Genomic DNA, 15,764 nt, shown 5'->3' on the forward strand with positions numbered 1-15,764 from the left:
ACCCTAGGAATCTACTTTGACAATCATTCTCGTTAACATTAAGATCCATCGCACTTAAGCCTTAAACCCGCGATGGTTCTCCCTTATGTATGTGTGCCTCTGTACTGGCGTCACCGACGGACAAATCCGCGAAGCAATCTATGAAGGTTGCTGCAGCTACAAGGAAGTGCGTGAAACCACAGGCGTTGCCAGCCAGTGTGGCAAATGTGCTTGCCTCGCCAAGCAAGTGGTACGGGAAACCCTGACGCAGCTGCAGACAGCCCAGGCCGCGCTCCCCTATTCAGCAGAATTTACACACGCCTGATTGGGCGTGTTTTAAAGAACCGGACTTAACGTCCGGTTTTTTTATGCCCGCAATTCAATTAGTTAGCGCCAAGACGCGGAACACAAACATTCTTATTCCGATTAATTTTCATTTATTATTCAATAACTTAGGTTTGACACTAAGGAATTCGCCGCTCAAACTCCGCCTTATACACAGCTATTACAGGGCAGGACCCCAGTCATGAAAGGCGACATCTCAGTCATCCAGCAACTCAACAAAATCCTTGCCAATGAACTGGTCGCGATCAATCAGTACTTCCTGCATGCGCGCATGTATGACGATTGGGGCCTGGAAAAGCTCGGCAAGCGTGAATACAAAGAATCCATCAAGGCCATGAAAGACGCCGACGCGCTGATCAAGCGCATTCTGTTCCTGGAAGGCCTGCCGAACGTGCAGGACCTGGGCAAGCTGAACATCGGCGAGCACACCCAGGAAATGATCAGCAGCGACCTGGGTTTTGAGCGCAAGAGCCACAGCGACCTCAAGGCCGCTATTGCTCACTGCGAAACCAAAGGCGACTTCGGCAGCCGGGAGCTGCTGGAAGACATCCTGGAAGACCAGGAAGAACACATCGACTGGCTGGAAACCCAACTGGGCCTGATTGACAAAGTCAGCCTGGAAAACTACCTGCAATCGCAGATGGGCGAATAAGCCCCAGCACGCACGTACAAAAAAGCCCCGCTCTCTTAGAGACGCGGGGCTTTTTATTGCACGGTTTTTTACAGAAGCATCAAGCGTTAGTCTTGGCTGCGGCGTTTGCCGCTGCTTCTTTGACCAGCGTTTGCAGCGAACCATCAGCGGCCATCTCAACGATGATGTCGCTACCGCCGACCAGCTCACCGGCTACCCACAGCTGTGGGAACGTAGGCCAGTTGGCGTACTTCGGCAGGTTGGCGCGGATTTCAGGGTTTTGCAGGATATCCACGTAAGCGAATTTCTCGCCACACGCCATGATGGCCTGGGACGCCTTCGCGGAGAAACCGCACTGAGGAGCGTTGGGCGCGCCCTTCATGTAAAGCAGAATGGTGTTGTTGGCAATCTGCTCTTTGATCGTTTCGATGATATCCATGGAACACCTCGGCTGGAACTTTGCGACTCACAGGTCGGCACGGTGGCGCATTGTAACGCAAAATTCCCGCGCGGTGCTCAGGCGGCTGCTACCTGCACGGGAACGCCGTTCAACGCAGCATTGCCCGATAACTCATCCAACTGCCGCTCGTCGGTCAAGTCATTGGCACTCGCGCCTGGTTGTTCGCTGGCGATCGTCATCTGGACACCTGGGCGTCCATGCCCCCAACCGTGAGGCAGGCTGACCACGCCGGGCATCATGTCCAGGCTGGCCAGCACTTCCACTTCGATCATGCCGATGCGCGAACTGACGCGCACGCGCTGGCCATCGCTCAGTTGCCGACGGGCCAGGTCATCCGGATGCATCAACAATTGATGGCGCGGCTTGCCCTTCACAAGCCGGTGATAGTTATGCATCCAGGAATTATTGCTGCGCACATGGCGGCGGCCAATCAGCAGCAGTTCGTCGGCCACAGGCACCGGCTGCGCCGCAAACCGCGCCAGGTCGGCGAGGATCACCGCCGGCGCCGCTTGCACCTTGCCATCGGCGGTCTTCAAACGAGCGGCAAGGTTGGGCTGGAGCGGCCCGAGGTCCACGCCGTGGGGATGATCTGCCAGCATTGCCACGGACAGCTTATGGCTGGACGCGTCACCGTACACCCCGGCACGCAAGCCAAAGTCGATCATCTGTGCAGGCGGCAGGGTGGGTTTGAGCGCAACCCCCGTCTGCGCCGCGAACGCCTTGGCCAGGCCGACGAAAATCTCCCAGTCATGCAGCGCGCCTTCCGGCTTGGGCAAAATCGCGCGATTGAATCGCGTGACATTACGCACCGCGAACATATTGAACGTGGTGTCGTAGTGATCGTTTTCGAGCGCCGACGTGGACGGCAGGATCAGGTCGGCATAGCGCGTGGTTTCGTTGATATAAAGGTCGATGCTGACCATGAACTCCAGACCATCCAGCGCCTGTTCCAACTGGCGGCCGTTAGGCGTCGACAACACCGGATTACCGGCCACCGTCACCAATGCCCGGATTTGCCCTTCACCTTCGGTGAGCATTTCCTCAGCCAAGGCCGACACCGGCAGCTCCCCGCCGTACTCCGGGCGCCCGGAAACCCGGCTCTGCCAACGATTGAAATGCCCGCCGCCGGTCGCTGCCACCAAATCCACCGCCGGCGTGGTGCACAGCGCGCCACCGACACGGTCCAGATTGCCAGTCACGAGGTTGATCAATTGCACCAGCCAATGGCACAGCGTGCCGAACGCCTGGGTCGACACCCCCATGCGCCCGTAGCACACCGCCTTGTCGGCGGCGGCAAAGTCCCGCGCCAGCTTTCGGATCTGTTCAGCAGGCACCGCACACTGGCGACTCATGGCCTCAGCGCTGAACCCTGCAATGGCGCGGCGTACATCCTCCAGGCCTTCAATGGGGAGATGGCTGTCGCGGGTCAGGTTTTCGCTGAACAAGGTGTTGAGCACCCCAAACAACAACGCCGCATCACCGCCTGGCCGCACGAACAGATGCTGATCGGCAATGGCTGCCGTTTCGCTGCGCCGGGGGTCGACCACCACCACTTTGCCGCCGCGTGCCTGAATCGCCTTGAGGCGCTTTTCCACATCCGGCACGGTCATGATGCTGCCGTTGGACGCCAGCGGGTTGCCCCCCAGGATCAGCATGAAGTCGGTGTGGTCGATGTCGGGGATTGGCAGCAACAGGCCATGGCCGTACATGAGGTAGCTGGTGAGGTGATGGGGTAACTGGTCCACCGAGGTCGCCGAAAACCGATTGCGCGTCTTCAACTGCCCCAGAAAATAGTTGCTGTGGGTCATCAGCCCATAGTTATGCACGCTGGGATTGCCCTGATACACCGCCACCGCATTCTGCCCATGCCGCGCCTGAATCCCCGCCAGCCGTTCGGCGATGAGGGCAAAGGCCTCGTCCCAGGCAATCGGCTGCCATTCGTTGCCCACCCGCAGCATGGGCTGGTGCAGGCGGTCGGGATCATTCTGGATGTCTTGCAGCGCGACGGCCTTGGGACAGATATGCCCACGGCTGAAACTGTCCTGGGCGTCGCCCTTGATCGAAGTGATCGCCAGGCTGCCGTCCTCGGCTTGGGTGGTTTCCAGCGTCAGGCCACAGATGGCTTCACACAGGTGGCAGGCACGGTGGTGGAGAGTCTTGGTCATGGCCAGTCTCTTATCAGGGCTTTGGCCTAACTATGGCCCGCGGACGGCCAAGGCACCACCAACGTCAGTGCCGTGAATCGACAAGCATCAGGCCAGGCCATGGCTAAGCATGAGCAAATGTTTCAGAAACCTCGCAGGCGCGCGCTGAAACCGACGCAGCCTGGCCTGCAGCCGCCTCCGCACATTGCAAAAGGTTGCGACGCCAGTGTACAAATGAACCGCTGCTGTCTGGAATTCGTCTTCAAAAGCGCCTCGGCGCCCTGCTTGAACGCCCTTAAAAACCGTAGCCCTATTGGTAAGACGCGACATTTAATTATAAGATCGCGCCTTCCCCTATTTCGTCGCCCCGTGCGGCTTTCGCCGCAGGTCTCGCCCGTTGTCACAATAAACAAGGCTTTGAGTATCTGCGGTCTGTTGCAAAAGGTAGTTAATGATGAGCGCAAGGCACTTTCTCTCCCTGATGGATTGCACGCCCGAAGAGCTGGTCAGCGTGATCCGTCGAGGCATTGAGCTTAAAGACCTGCGTAACCGCGGCGTACTGTTCGAGCCTTTGAAAAACCGCGTGCTCGGGATGATTTTCGAGAAGTCGTCGACCCGCACCCGCGTGTCCTTCGAAGCCGGCATGATCCAACTGGGTGGCCAAGCCATCTTCTTGTCATCGCGTGATACCCAACTGGGCCGTGGCGAGCCTATCGCCGATAGCGCCAGGGTCATGTCACGCATGCTGGATGCGGTGATGATCCGTACCTTTGCCCACAGCACCGTGACCGAATTTGCCGCTCATTCGCGCGTTCCCGTCATCAACGGCCTGTCCGACGACCTGCACCCGTGCCAGTTGCTGGCCGACATGCAAACCTTCCTTGAGCACCGTGGCTCGATCCAGGGCAAGACCGTCGCCTGGATCGGTGATGGCAACAACATGTGCAACAGCTATATAGAAGCGGCGATCCAGTTCGACTTCCACCTGCGCGTCGCCTGCCCCGAAGGTTTTGAGCCCAGCGCCGAATTCCTCGCCAAGGCAGACGGTCGCGTACAACTGCTGCGCGATCCTAAGGACGCCGTTGTCGGCGCGCACCTGGTCAGCACCGACGTCTGGACCTCCATGGGCCAGGAAGACGAAACCGCCAAGCGCCTGGCCTTGTTTGCCCCGTACCAGGTCACCCGCGAACTGCTCGACCTGGCCGCACCGGACGTACTGTTCATGCACTGCCTGCCCGCCCACCGTGGCGAGGAAATCAGCCTCGACCTGCTCGACGACCCACGTTCGGTCGCCTGGGACCAGGCTGAAAACCGCCTGCATGCGCAAAAGGCGTTGCTCGAATTTCTCGTCCCGCCGTCTTACCACCACGCATGAGCCATGAATTACTGCTGAACCTGCGCAATCTGGCATGCGGCTATCAAGATCAACGGGTGGTGCAGAACCTCAACCTGCACCTCAATGCGGGTGATATCGGTTGCCTGCTGGGCTCCTCGGGCTGCGGCAAAACCACCACCCTGCGCGCGATTGCCGGCTTTGAACCGGTGCACGAGGGCGAAATCAGCCTGGCCGGTGAAGTCATCTCGAGTGCCGGGTTCACCCTGGCACCGGAGAAACGTCGTATTGGCATGGTGTTTCAGGACTACGCGCTGTTTCCTCACCTCAGCGTCGCTGACAACATTGCCTTCGGCATTCGCAAACACCCGCGAAAAGACCGCGTGGTCGCTGAATTGCTCGAACTGGTAAACCTGAAGAACCTGGGCAAGCGTTTCCCCCATGAGCTTTCTGGTGGTCAGCAACAACGTGTAGCCCTCGCCCGCGCCCTGGCGCCGGAGCCCGCATTACTGCTACTGGATGAACCCTTCTCCAACCTGGATGGCGAGCTGCGGCGCAAGCTCAGCCACGAGGTGCGCGACATCCTCAAGGCGCGCGGCACCAGTGCGATCCTGGTCACCCATGACCAGGAAGAAGCTTTTGCCGTCAGCGACCAGGTGGGTGTGTTCAAGGAAGGCCGGCTTGAGCAGTGGGACACGCCCTACAACCTGTATCACGAACCGCAGACACCCTACGTCGCGAGTTTTATCGGCCAGGGTTACTTCATTCGTGGCCAATTGAGCTCGCCGGAATCGGTCAGCACCGAACTGGGTGAGCTGCGCGGCAACCGTGCCTACACCTGGCCTACCGGCGGCGCGGTGGACGTGCTACTGCGCCCGGATGACATCGTCTACGCACCCGACAGCGCGTTGAAAGCACGGATCGTCGGCAAGACCTTCCTCGGTGCTTCGACGTTGTACCGCCTGCAACTGCCGACGGGCGCACAGTTGGAATCGATTTTCCCCAGCCATGCAGACCATCAGGTGGGCGCGGATGTGGGGATTCGGGTGGCGGCCGAACACTTGGTGTTGTTCCAGGCGTCCGGCAGCACGGCGGCGCAGATTCCTCAGAGCGAGTCCGGCGTGCGGCGCCACAGCGCCGCTCACTGACGAAACCAGGTCAAACATGTGGGAGGGGGCTTGCTGCCGATAGCGGTGTATCAGTCACAGATAAGCTGGCTGATAGACTGCCATCGGGAGCAAGCCCCCTCCCACATTGGACCTCGGTAGCCTTCGAAGGCGGGTCTCAGGCGCGACCAATCGGCGCGAACTTGGCCTGGGTATGCTCCGCCAGCACCACCGCCGGCAATTCAACCTCCAAGCCCCTCCTCCCCGCGCTCACAAAAATCGTTGCGAATGGCTGCGCCGTCACATCAATAAACGTGCGCAAACGCTTCTTCTGCCCCAGCGGGCTGATGCCACCTAACAGATAGCCGGTGGAACGCTGCGCCGCTGCCGGGTCAGCCATTTCAACTTTCTTGACGCCTGCCGCGTGAGCCAGGGCTTTTAAATCCAGACTTCCGACGACCGGCACCACCGCCACCAACAATTCGCCCTTCTCGCTGCTGGCCAGCAAGGTCTTGAACACCTGCGCCGGGTCGAGGCCCAATTTTTCCGCGGCCTCCAGCCCATACGAAGCAGCCTTGGGATCATGTTCGTAACTGTGGATTCGATGTTCGGCGCGAACTTTTTTCAACAAATCCAATGCGGGGGTCATGACGTCTCCGGAGCGAGGCAAACAGATCGCCAATTCTAGGCCAAGCCCGCACAAAACGCTCTAGTCCGCCCACTCCTAAGGTGCACGTGCCATGTGACAAGTGTGATCATTCACCAGACCAATAGTTTGAAAGTGACTGACAGTTCACTTTCGACCTTTGACAGCCGTCATTCTTGTCTATATTTTTTCGTTTCCGAATACTGTAGGAATACACCTGCAGCATTCACGCAGTGAGCCGTGGCCGGGATGGGGATCCTTGCCAGGGTGAAAATCGCGCAACCGCCCGTTGAGGTCGTGCGCCAGACAAGAACAACAAATGAGGTTTTCCATGACAACTGCTCTTCAACAGCCTTCACTTTCGAGCCAATGCATGGCCGAATTCCTGGGGACTGCGCTTCTGATCTTCTTCGGTACAGGATGTGTCGCTGCGCTCAAGGTCGCGGGTGCCAGCTTTGGCTTGTGGGAGATCAGTATCATCTGGGGGGTCGGCGTCAGCATGGCGATCTACCTGAGCGCCGGTATTTCCGGAGCCCACCTCAACCCGGCCGTCAGCATCGCGTTGTGTATTTTCGCCGACTTCGAAAAACGCAAACTGCCCTTCTATATCCTCGCCCAGATCGCCGGAGCCTTCTGCTCGGCGGCCTTGGTGTACACGCTCTACAGCAATCTGTTTTTCGATTACGAACAAACTCACCACATGGTGCGCGGCTCCCAAGCCAGCCTGGAGTTGGCGTCGGTGTTCTCCACCTACCCCCATGCGCTGCTGAGCACTGCCCAGGCGTTCCTGGTGGAAATGGTCATCACCGCCATCCTGATGGGCGTAATCATGGCCCTTACCGATGACAACAACGGTCTGCCACGCGGCCCATTGGCCCCGCTGCTGATCGGCCTGTTGATTGCCGTGATCGGCAGCGCCATGGGCCCGCTGACGGGCTTTGCGATGAACCCGGCGCGGGATTTCGGGCCCAAGCTGATGACCTTTTTCGCGGGCTGGGGTGAAATGGCCTTTACTGGCGGTCGTGACATTCCTTACTTCCTGGTACCGATTTTTGCACCGATCGTCGGCGCATGCCTCGGCGCCGCAGCGTATCGCGGGCTGATTGCCCGTCACCTGCCGAGCGCCGCACCTGCTATAGCTGAAGAAACACCTGACACGGCTGTCAACGGCAAGACGCGTATTTCCTGATACCGCCGGCCGGGCCCGCACTGCCCCTTTGCGGACCCGGCTGATTCCTTACTTCCTTATTTTCCGTCTAAGGCAATCGACATGACCGACATTCAGAATAAGAACTACATCATTGCCCTCGATCAGGGCACCACCAGTTCCCGCGCGATCATCTTCGATCGCGACGCCAACGTGGTCTGCACCGCCCAGCGTGAATTCACTCAGCATTACCCGCAAGCGGGCTGGGTAGAGCATGACCCGATGGAAATCTTCGCGACCCAGAGCGCAGTGATGGTCGAAGCGCTGGCGCAGGCCGGCCTGCACCATGACCAGGTCGCCGCCATCGGCATCACCAACCAGCGTGAAACCACCGTAGTGTGGGACAAAGTCACCGGCCGCCCGATCTACAACGCGATCGTCTGGCAATGCCGCCGCAGCACTGAGATCTGCCAGCAGCTCAAACGCGACGGCCACGAGCAATACATCAATGACACCACCGGCCTGGTCACCGACCCGTACTTCTCCGGCACCAAGCTCAAGTGGATCCTCGACAACGTCGAAGGCAGCCGCGAGCGTGCGCGTAACGGTGAACTGCTGTTCGGCACCATCGACAGCTGGCTGATCTGGAAATTTACCGGCGGCAAGACCCACGTCACCGACTACACCAACGCCTCGCGCACCATGCTCTTCAACATCCACACGCTGGAGTGGGATGCGAAGATGCTGGAGATCCTCGACGTACCGCGCGAAATGCTGCCGGAAGTGAAGTCGTCCTCGGAAATCTACGGACGTACCAAAAGCGGCATCGCCATCGGCGGCATCGCGGGTGACCAACAGGCTGCGCTGTTCGGCCAGATGTGCGTCGAAGCCGGCCAAGCCAAGAACACCTACGGCACCGGTTGCTTCCTGCTGATGAACACCGGCGACAAAGCGGTGAAATCCAACCACGGCATGCTCACCACCATCGCCTGCGGCCCGCGTGGCGAAGTGGCGTACGCCCTGGAAGGCGCGGTATTCAACGGCGGCTCCACCGTACAGTGGTTGCGTGACGAGCTGAAGATCATCGCCGATGCCACCGACACCGAATACTTCGCCGGCAAGGTCAAGGACAGCAACGGCGTGTACCTGGTCCCGGCCTTCACCGGCCTGGGCGCTCCGTACTGGGACCCCTACGCCCGTGGCGCGTTGTTCGGCCTGACCCGTGGCGTACGCGTGGATCACATCATTCGTGCCGCCCTGGAGTCGATTGCCTACCAGACCCGCGATGTACTGGACGCCATGCAGCAGGATTCGGGCGAACGCCTCAAGGCCCTGCGCGTGGACGGCGGCGCGGTGGCCAACAACTTCCTCATGCAGTTCCAGGCCGACATCCTCGGCACCCAGGTCGAGCGCCCGCAAATGCGCGAAACCACCGCATTGGGCGCGGCCTACCTGGCCGGCTTGGCGTGCGGCTTCTGGGGCAGCCTGGATGAGTTGCGCGGCAAGGCGGTGATCGAGCGCGAGTTCGAACCGCAGCTGGACGAGGGCGCCAAGGAGAAGCTCTACGCCGGCTGGCAAAAAGCGGTCAGCCGCACCCGTGACTGGGAGCCGCACGAAGGCGCTGAATAAGCCAACGTCAGGTTGTAACTGGCAGGGAGCGGATTCCTGCGTCATCATGGGCCACTTTTGTATGGCAGCCCAAAGGACGCCCCATGAATCTGCCTCCCCGCCAACAACAAATCCTCGAGCTGGTCCGCGAACGCGGCTACGTCAGTATCGAGGAAATGGCGCAGCTGTTCGTTGTCACCCCGCAAACCATCCGCCGCGATATCAACCAGCTGGCGGACGCCAATCTGCTGCGCCGCTACCACGGCGGCGCGGCCTATGACTCCAGTGTCGAAAACACCGCGTACGCCATGCGTGCCGACCAGATGCGCGACGAGAAACAGCGCATCGGCGAAGCCATCGCCGCGCAAATCCCTGATCACGCCTCGCTGTTCATCAATATCGGCACCACCACCGAATCCATCGCGCGTGCGTTGCTCAACCACAACCACCTGAAAATCATCACCAACAACCTCAACGTCGCCACCATGCTCAGCGCCAAGGACGACTTCGATGTGTTGTTGACCGGCGGCAATGTGCGCCGTGATGGCGGTGTGGTGGGCCAGGCGAGTGTCGACTTCATCAACCAGTTCAAGGTCGACTTTGCCTTGGTGGGCATCAGCGGGATCGATGAAGACGGTAGCCTGCTGGATTTCGACTACCAGGAAGTGCGGGTTTCCCAGGCGATTATCGCCAATGCCCGTCAGGTGATCCTGGCGGCGGACTCGAGCAAATTCGGGCGCAACGCCATGATTCGCTTGGGGCCGATCAGTTTGGTGGATTGTCTGGTGACCGATCAACAGCCGGTGCCAGCGCTGGTGCAATTGTTGAATGAGCATAAGGTCAGATTGGAAGTAGTGTGACCTGTAGTGAGCGGGCTTGCCCCGCGCTGGGTGGCGAAGCCGCCCCAATAAGGCCACCGCAGTGCATCTGAGCGACGGCGACGCCTGGGTTTAGGGCGGCTTCGCCACCCAGCGCGGGGCAAGCCCGCTCACTACAAAAGTAGCTCCACCCCCCATTGATGTTCACAAATTTTCCTTTTCCCGCCCTTCGATGAGTTTTTTCAATCGAACTTGGGTGGCTGTGCCCGCGTTTATCAGCTACCATTTTCGCAAATGAACATTAATGTTCGAATTCCAATACGAAAAAGATCGCGAGGCCAGCCGATGAACCCTTCTACCTTGCCTGCTCCACCGCTTGCCGAAGTCTACGACGTTGCCGTAATCGGTGGCGGGATCAACGGCGTCGGCATTGCAGCAGACGCAGCCGGTCGCGGTTTGTCGGTATTCCTTTGCGAAAAGGACGACCTGGCCAGCCACACCTCTTCCGCCAGCAGCAAGCTGATCCACGGCGGCCTGCGCTACCTCGAACATTACGAATTCCGCCTGGTGCGCGAAGCCCTGGCCGAACGCGAAGTGCTGTTGGCCAAAGCACCGCACATCGTCAAGCAGATGCGCTTTGTGTTGCCACACCGCCCGCACCTGCGCCCGGCGTGGATGATCCGCGCCGGCCTGTTCCTTTACGACCACCTGGGCAAGCGCGAGAAACTGGCCGGTTCGAAAAGCCTCAAGTTCGGCCCTGACAGCCCGCTCAAAAGCGAAATCACCAAAGGCTTCGAATATTCCGACTGCTGGGTCGATGACGCCCGCCTGGTGGTGCTGAATGCCATGGCCGCCCGCGAAAAAGGCGCGCACATCCATACCCAGACCCGCTGCGTGAGCGCACACCGCAGCAAGGGCCTGTGGGAAATGAACATGGAACGCGCCGACGGCAGCCTGTTCTCGATCCGCGCCCGCGCCCTGGTAAACGCCGCCGGCCCGTGGGTCGCCAAGTTCATCAAGGACGACCTGAAGCTGGACTCACCGTACGGCATCCGCCTGATCCAAGGCAGCCACCTGATCGTGCCGAAACTGTACGAAGGCGCCCACGCGCATATCCTGCAGAACGAAGACCAGCGCATCGTCTTCACCATTCCGTACCTGAATCACCTGACTATCATCGGTACCACCGACCGTGAATACACCGGCGACCCGGCAAAAGTGGCGATTACCGAAGGTGAAACCGACTACATGCTCAAGGTGGTCAACGCTCACTTCAAGAAACAACTGAGCCGCGACGACATCGTCCACACCTACTCCGGCGTGCGCCCGCTGTGCAACGACGAGTCGGACAACCCGTCGGCTATTACGCGCGACTACACCCTGGCGCTGTCCGGCGGCACGGGCGAGGCACCGATCCTGTCGGTGTTTGGCGGCAAGTTGACCACTTATCGCAAGCTGGCTGAGTCGGCGATGGCGCAATTGGCCCCGTACTTCACTCAGATGCGTCCAAGCTGGACCGCCAAGGCCAGCCTGCCCGGTGGCGAAGACATGACCACGCCCGAAGCCCTGGCCGAAGCCATTCGCGACAAATTTGACTGGGTACCGAGCGAGATTGCCCGTCGCTGGTCCACCACCTACGGCAGCCGCACCTGGCGCCTGCTGGAAGGCGTGCAATCGCTGGCCGACCTGGGCGACCACTTGGGTGGCGGCCTGTACACCCGTGAGGTCGATTACCTCTGCGCCGAAGAATGGGTAACCCAACCTAAGGACGTACTGTGGCGCCGTACCAAGCTCGGCCTGTTCACCACCCCGCAAGAGCAGGACAACGTGCAGCGCTACCTGTCCAAAGTTGAGCAGAACCGCAGCAAGATTGAAGCTGCCTGACAGCTCACGCCCACAAAAGCCCCTGCGCCGTAAGGTCCAGGGGCTTTTTTTGGCATTCGGTTTTCCGAACACCGCACCCCGGCGTATTCGGTTTGCCGGACCCAAGGATTAAAAATTACCCGTCATACAAAGTTAATCCTCTTAAAAATCAACCAATTAACCTTTTAATCCTGGCCTGGCACGACTCATGCTCTACACTCTTGGACGATTGCCTGAGACGCCTCAGGAGCCGTCACGGGCATTCGCTGTACAAGAGAGCCGTTTAGCCGGCTTCATAAAAAAAACAAATGTCGAGGAAGTATTGATGCGCATCGTTCCCCATATTCTGGGCGCAGCTATCGCTGCCGCTCTGATCAGCACTCCAGTGTTTGCCGCTGAACTCACCGGCACGCTGAAGAAGATCAACGACTCCGGCACCATCACTCTCGCTCACCGCGACAGCTCCATTCCGTTTTCCTACATCGCGGATGGTTCGGGCAAACCCGTGGGCTACTCCCACGACATTCAGTTGGCCGTCGTCGAGCAACTGAAAAAAGACCTGAACAAGCCCGACCTGAAGGCCAAGTACAACCTGGTCACTTCGCAAACCCGTATTCCGCTGATCCAGAACGGCACTGCGGACCTCGAGTGCGGCTCCACCACCAACAACGCCGAACGCGCCCAGCAAGTTGATTTCACCGTCAACATCTTCGAAATCGGCACCCGTCTGCTGGTCAAGAAAGACAAGGACGGCAAGCCGAGCTACGCCGACTTCGCTGACCTGAAAGGCAAAAACGTCGTGACCACCGCCGGTACCACGTCCGAGCGCATCATCAAAGCGATGAACGCCGACAAGCAGATGGGCATGAACGTCATCTCCGCCAAAGACCACGGCGAATCCTTCCAGATGCTGGAAAGCGGCCGCGCCGTTGCCTTCATGATGGACGACGCCCTGCTGGCCGGTGAAGAAGCCAAGGCCAAGAAGCCGGACGACTGGGTCATCACCGGTACTCCGCAGTCCTTCGAAGCCTACGCGTGCATGGTGCGTAAAGACGACCCGGCCTTCAAGAAAGCGGTCGATGACGCCATCGTTGCCCTGTACAAATCCGGCGAAATCAACAAGATCTACAGCAAGTGGTTCGAGAGCCCGATCCCACCAAAAGGCCTGAACCTGAACTTCCCGATGAGCGACAAGGTTAAGGAGCTGATCGCTAACCCAAGCGACAAGCCGGCGCCTGACGTAAAAATCTGATACCTGACTAAGCTTATCTCCTGAGGGAGCCAATCCTCCCTCAGGCGTCTGTTACTACCTGCTGGCTTTATTTTTGGAACACTCGACCTGGCGGTTTTCGAGCCGATCGCGTGTGCCTGGCGTTCATCGTCGGGCGGGAATGGATTTTCCCCAAGCGGGTGCTTGTACATCGATCGATCTCGAGGGGAGACCCTAATGAATTACAACTGGGACTGGGGCGTGTTCTTCAAGTCCACCGGCGTGGGCAGCGAGACTTATCTCGACTGGTACATCGCCGGCTTGGGCTGGACCATCGCCATCGCCGTCGTGGCATGGATTATCGCCTTGCTGCTGGGCTCCATTCTGGGGGTCATGCGCACGGTGCCAAACCGCCTCGTATCGGGCATCGCGACCTGCTACGTGGAACTGTTTCGTAACGTGCCGCTGCTGGTTCAGCTGTTCATCTGGTACTTCCTGGTACCCGACATGCTGCCGCAGAACCTGCAGGACTGGTACAAACAAGACCTCAACCCGACCACCTCGGCCTACCTGAGCGTTGTCGTGTGCCTGGGCCTGTTCACCGCCGCCCGTGTGTGTGAACAAGTGCGTACCGGCATCCAGGCGCTGCCACGTGGCCAGGAATCCGCCGCGCGCGCCATGGGCTTCAAGCTGCCGCAGATCTACTGGAACGTGCTGCTGCCCCAGGCCTACCGCATCATCATTCCGCCGCTTACCTCGGAATTCCTCAACGTCTTCAAGAACTCCTCCGTGGCGTCCTTGATCGGCCTGATGGAACTGCTGGCGCAAACCAAACAGACCGCCGAGTTCTCGGCCAACCTGTTTGAAGCCTTCACCCTGGCTACGCTGATCTACTTCACCCTGAACATGAGCCTGATGCTGCTGATGCGCGTGGTCGAGAAGAAAGTCGCCGTGCCCGGCCTGATCTCCGTGGGGGGTAAATAATGGAATTCGATTTCAGCGGCATCATCCCCGCCATCCCGGGCCTGTGGAACGGCATGGTCATGACCTTGCAGTTGATGGTCATGGGCGTGGTCGGCGGTATCGCGCTGGGTACGATCCTGGCGCTGATGCGCCTGTCTTCCAGCAAACTGCTGTCGCGGGTGGCCGGCGCTTATGTGAACTACTTCCGCTCGATCCCGCTGCTGTTGGTGATCACCTGGTTCTACCTGGCAGTGCCGTTCGTACTGCGCTGGATCACCGGCGAAGACACCCCGATCGGTGCGTTCACCTCCTGCGTCGTGGCCTTCATGATGTTCGAAGCCGCGTACTTCTGCGAAATCGTGCGGGCCGGCGTGCAGTCGATCCCCAAGGGCCAGATGGCGGCGGCACAGGCGATGGGCATGACCTATGGCCAAACCATGCGCCTGATCATCCTGCCCCAGGCGTTCCGCAAGATGACCCCGTTGCTGCTGCAACAGAGCATCATCCTGTTCCAGGACACCTCGCTGGTCTACACCGTGGGCCTGGTGGACTTCCTCAACTCCGCCCGTTCCAACGGCGACATCATCGGCCGCTCCAATGAGTTCCTGATCTTCGCCGGTGTCGTCTACTTCATCATCAGCTTTTCCGCCTCGCTGCTGGTCAAGCGTCTGCAAAAAAGGTTTGCCGTATGATCTCTATCAAGAACATCAACAAGTGGTATGGCGACTTCCAGGTGCTGACCGATTGCAGCACCGAGGTTAAAAAAGGCGAAGTGATCGTGGTGTGCGGGCCGTCTGGCTCGGGTAAATCCACCCTGATCAAGTGCGTCAACGCGCTGGAGCCGTTCCAAAAGGGCGACGTGGTCGTCGACGGCACCTCGATTGCCGACCCGAAGACCAACCTGCCGCAGTTGCGCTCGCGCGTGGGCATGGTGTTCCAGCACTTCGAACTGTTCCCGCACCTGACCATCACCGAGAACCTGACCATCGCGCAGATCAAGGTGCTTGGCCGCAGCAAGGAAGAAGCCACCAAGAAGGGCCTGCAACTGCTGGAGCGCGTCGGCCTGTCGGCACATGCCCACAAACACCCGGGCCAGCTCTCCGGCGGCCAGCAACAACGTGTGGCGATTGCTCGCGCCCTGGCCATGGACCCGATCGTCATGCTGTTCGACGAACCGACCTCGGCCCTCGACCCGGAAATGGTCAACGAAGTGCTCGACGTGATGGTGCAACTGGCCCACGAAGGCATGACCATGATGTGCGTGACCCACGAAATGGGCTTCGCCCGCAAAGTGGCCGACCGCGTGATTTTCATGGATGCCGGCAAGATCATCGAAGACTGCCCGAAGGAAGAATTCTTCGGCGACATCAGCGCCCGCTCCGAACGCGCGCAGCACTTCCTTGAGAAAATCCTGCAGCACTAAGTGCGGTGAATACAGGCAGTGCTGAGAGGCTTGTCTGTGGCGAGGGAGCTTGCTCCCGCTGGGACGCGAAGCGGCCCCAAAACAGGCG

At 59.5% G+C, this 15,764-nt stretch carries 15 protein-coding genes; 12 read left to right on the top strand and 3 right to left on the bottom strand.

Annotation, left to right across the window (positions count from 1 at the left end; genetic code table 11):
* Positions 1–85 precede the first annotated feature (85 nt).
* Positions 86–304 carry a bacterioferritin-associated ferredoxin gene (locus AC3ZU9_RS05235; protein ID WP_010564137.1) on the top strand — a complete coding sequence of 73 codons (219 nt, stop codon included), beginning with the start codon at positions 86–88 and terminating at the stop codon, positions 302–304.
* A 201-nt stretch (positions 305–505) separates the two neighbouring features.
* Positions 506–976 carry a bacterioferritin gene (bfr, locus tag AC3ZU9_RS05240; protein WP_012722487.1) on the top strand — a complete coding sequence of 157 codons (471 nt, stop codon included), beginning with the start codon at positions 506–508 and terminating at the stop codon, positions 974–976.
* Between the two features lie 79 nt (positions 977–1,055).
* Here the strand turns inward: bfr and grxD are convergent, their stop codons facing one another.
* Positions 1,056–1,394 (bottom strand): Grx4 family monothiol glutaredoxin, encoded by a 339-nt coding sequence (gene grxD, locus AC3ZU9_RS05245; RefSeq protein WP_012722486.1) that lies wholly within the window; start codon positions 1,392–1,394, stop codon positions 1,056–1,058.
* A 77-nt stretch (positions 1,395–1,471) separates the two neighbouring features.
* The gene (locus AC3ZU9_RS05250) at positions 1,472–3,580 is read right to left on the bottom strand and encodes a molybdopterin oxidoreductase family protein (RefSeq protein WP_102061669.1); all 2,109 of its coding nucleotides are present in this window, start codon (positions 3,578–3,580) and stop codon (positions 1,472–1,474) included.
* Between the two features lie 433 nt (positions 3,581–4,013).
* Between AC3ZU9_RS05250 and argF the strand changes: the two genes are divergently transcribed.
* Positions 4,014–4,934, top strand: a complete 921-nt coding sequence (argF, locus tag AC3ZU9_RS05255) for an ornithine carbamoyltransferase (RefSeq protein ID WP_012722484.1) — start codon at positions 4,014–4,016, stop codon at positions 4,932–4,934.
* Positions 4,931–6,040 (top strand): ABC transporter ATP-binding protein, encoded by a 1,110-nt coding sequence (locus tag AC3ZU9_RS05260; RefSeq protein WP_012722483.1) that lies wholly within the window; start codon positions 4,931–4,933, stop codon positions 6,038–6,040. Before argF ends, AC3ZU9_RS05260 begins: the two co-directional genes overlap by 4 nt.
* Positions 6,041–6,176: 136 nt before the next feature.
* On the opposite strand, the gene ybaK is transcribed toward AC3ZU9_RS05260, so the two are convergent.
* Positions 6,177–6,647: a Cys-tRNA(Pro) deacylase gene (ybaK, locus tag AC3ZU9_RS05265; protein WP_012722482.1), complete on the bottom strand. Its 471-nt coding sequence runs from the start codon at positions 6,645–6,647 to the stop codon at positions 6,177–6,179.
* A gap of 328 nt (positions 6,648–6,975) precedes the next feature.
* On the opposite strand from ybaK, the gene AC3ZU9_RS05270 reads away from it, so the two are divergent.
* From AC3ZU9_RS05270 to AC3ZU9_RS05305, 8 genes are all read left to right on the top strand, one after another.
* The gene (locus tag AC3ZU9_RS05270; RefSeq protein ID WP_012722481.1) at positions 6,976–7,833 is read left to right on the top strand and encodes an MIP/aquaporin family protein; all 858 of its coding nucleotides are present in this window, start codon (positions 6,976–6,978) and stop codon (positions 7,831–7,833) included.
* A gap of 81 nt (positions 7,834–7,914) precedes the next feature.
* Entirely contained in the window at positions 7,915–9,420 is a 1,506-nt protein-coding gene (glpK, locus tag AC3ZU9_RS05275) for a glycerol kinase GlpK (RefSeq protein WP_046034437.1), read from the top strand.
* A gap of 83 nt (positions 9,421–9,503) precedes the next feature.
* The gene (locus AC3ZU9_RS05280; protein ID WP_017526345.1) at positions 9,504–10,259 is read left to right on the top strand and encodes a DeoR/GlpR family transcriptional regulator; all 756 of its coding nucleotides are present in this window, start codon (positions 9,504–9,506) and stop codon (positions 10,257–10,259) included.
* 303 nt (positions 10,260–10,562) lie between these two features.
* Complete coding sequence (gene glpD, locus AC3ZU9_RS05285) at positions 10,563–12,101, top strand: glycerol-3-phosphate dehydrogenase (protein WP_490090392.1); 1,539 nt, start codon at positions 10,563–10,565, stop codon at positions 12,099–12,101.
* Between the two features lie 304 nt (positions 12,102–12,405).
* Entirely contained in the window at positions 12,406–13,332 is a 927-nt protein-coding gene (locus AC3ZU9_RS05290) for a glutamate/aspartate ABC transporter substrate-binding protein (RefSeq protein ID WP_010212760.1), read from the top strand.
* Positions 13,333–13,527: 195 nt separating this feature from the next.
* A complete protein-coding gene (locus AC3ZU9_RS05295) occupies positions 13,528–14,274 on the top strand; it encodes an amino acid ABC transporter permease (protein WP_046034435.1) in 747 nt (248 codons plus the stop codon).
* Entirely contained in the window at positions 14,274–14,945 is a 672-nt protein-coding gene (locus AC3ZU9_RS05300) for an amino acid ABC transporter permease (protein WP_012722476.1), read from the top strand. The genes AC3ZU9_RS05295 and AC3ZU9_RS05300 overlap by 1 nt, the downstream gene beginning before the upstream one ends.
* The gene (locus AC3ZU9_RS05305; protein WP_012722475.1) at positions 14,942–15,676 is read left to right on the top strand and encodes an amino acid ABC transporter ATP-binding protein; all 735 of its coding nucleotides are present in this window, start codon (positions 14,942–14,944) and stop codon (positions 15,674–15,676) included. The genes AC3ZU9_RS05300 and AC3ZU9_RS05305 overlap by 4 nt, the downstream gene beginning before the upstream one ends.
* Positions 15,677–15,764 lie beyond the last annotated feature (88 nt).

The sequence above is a fragment of the Pseudomonas sp. A39 genome, from assembly GCF_058145955.1.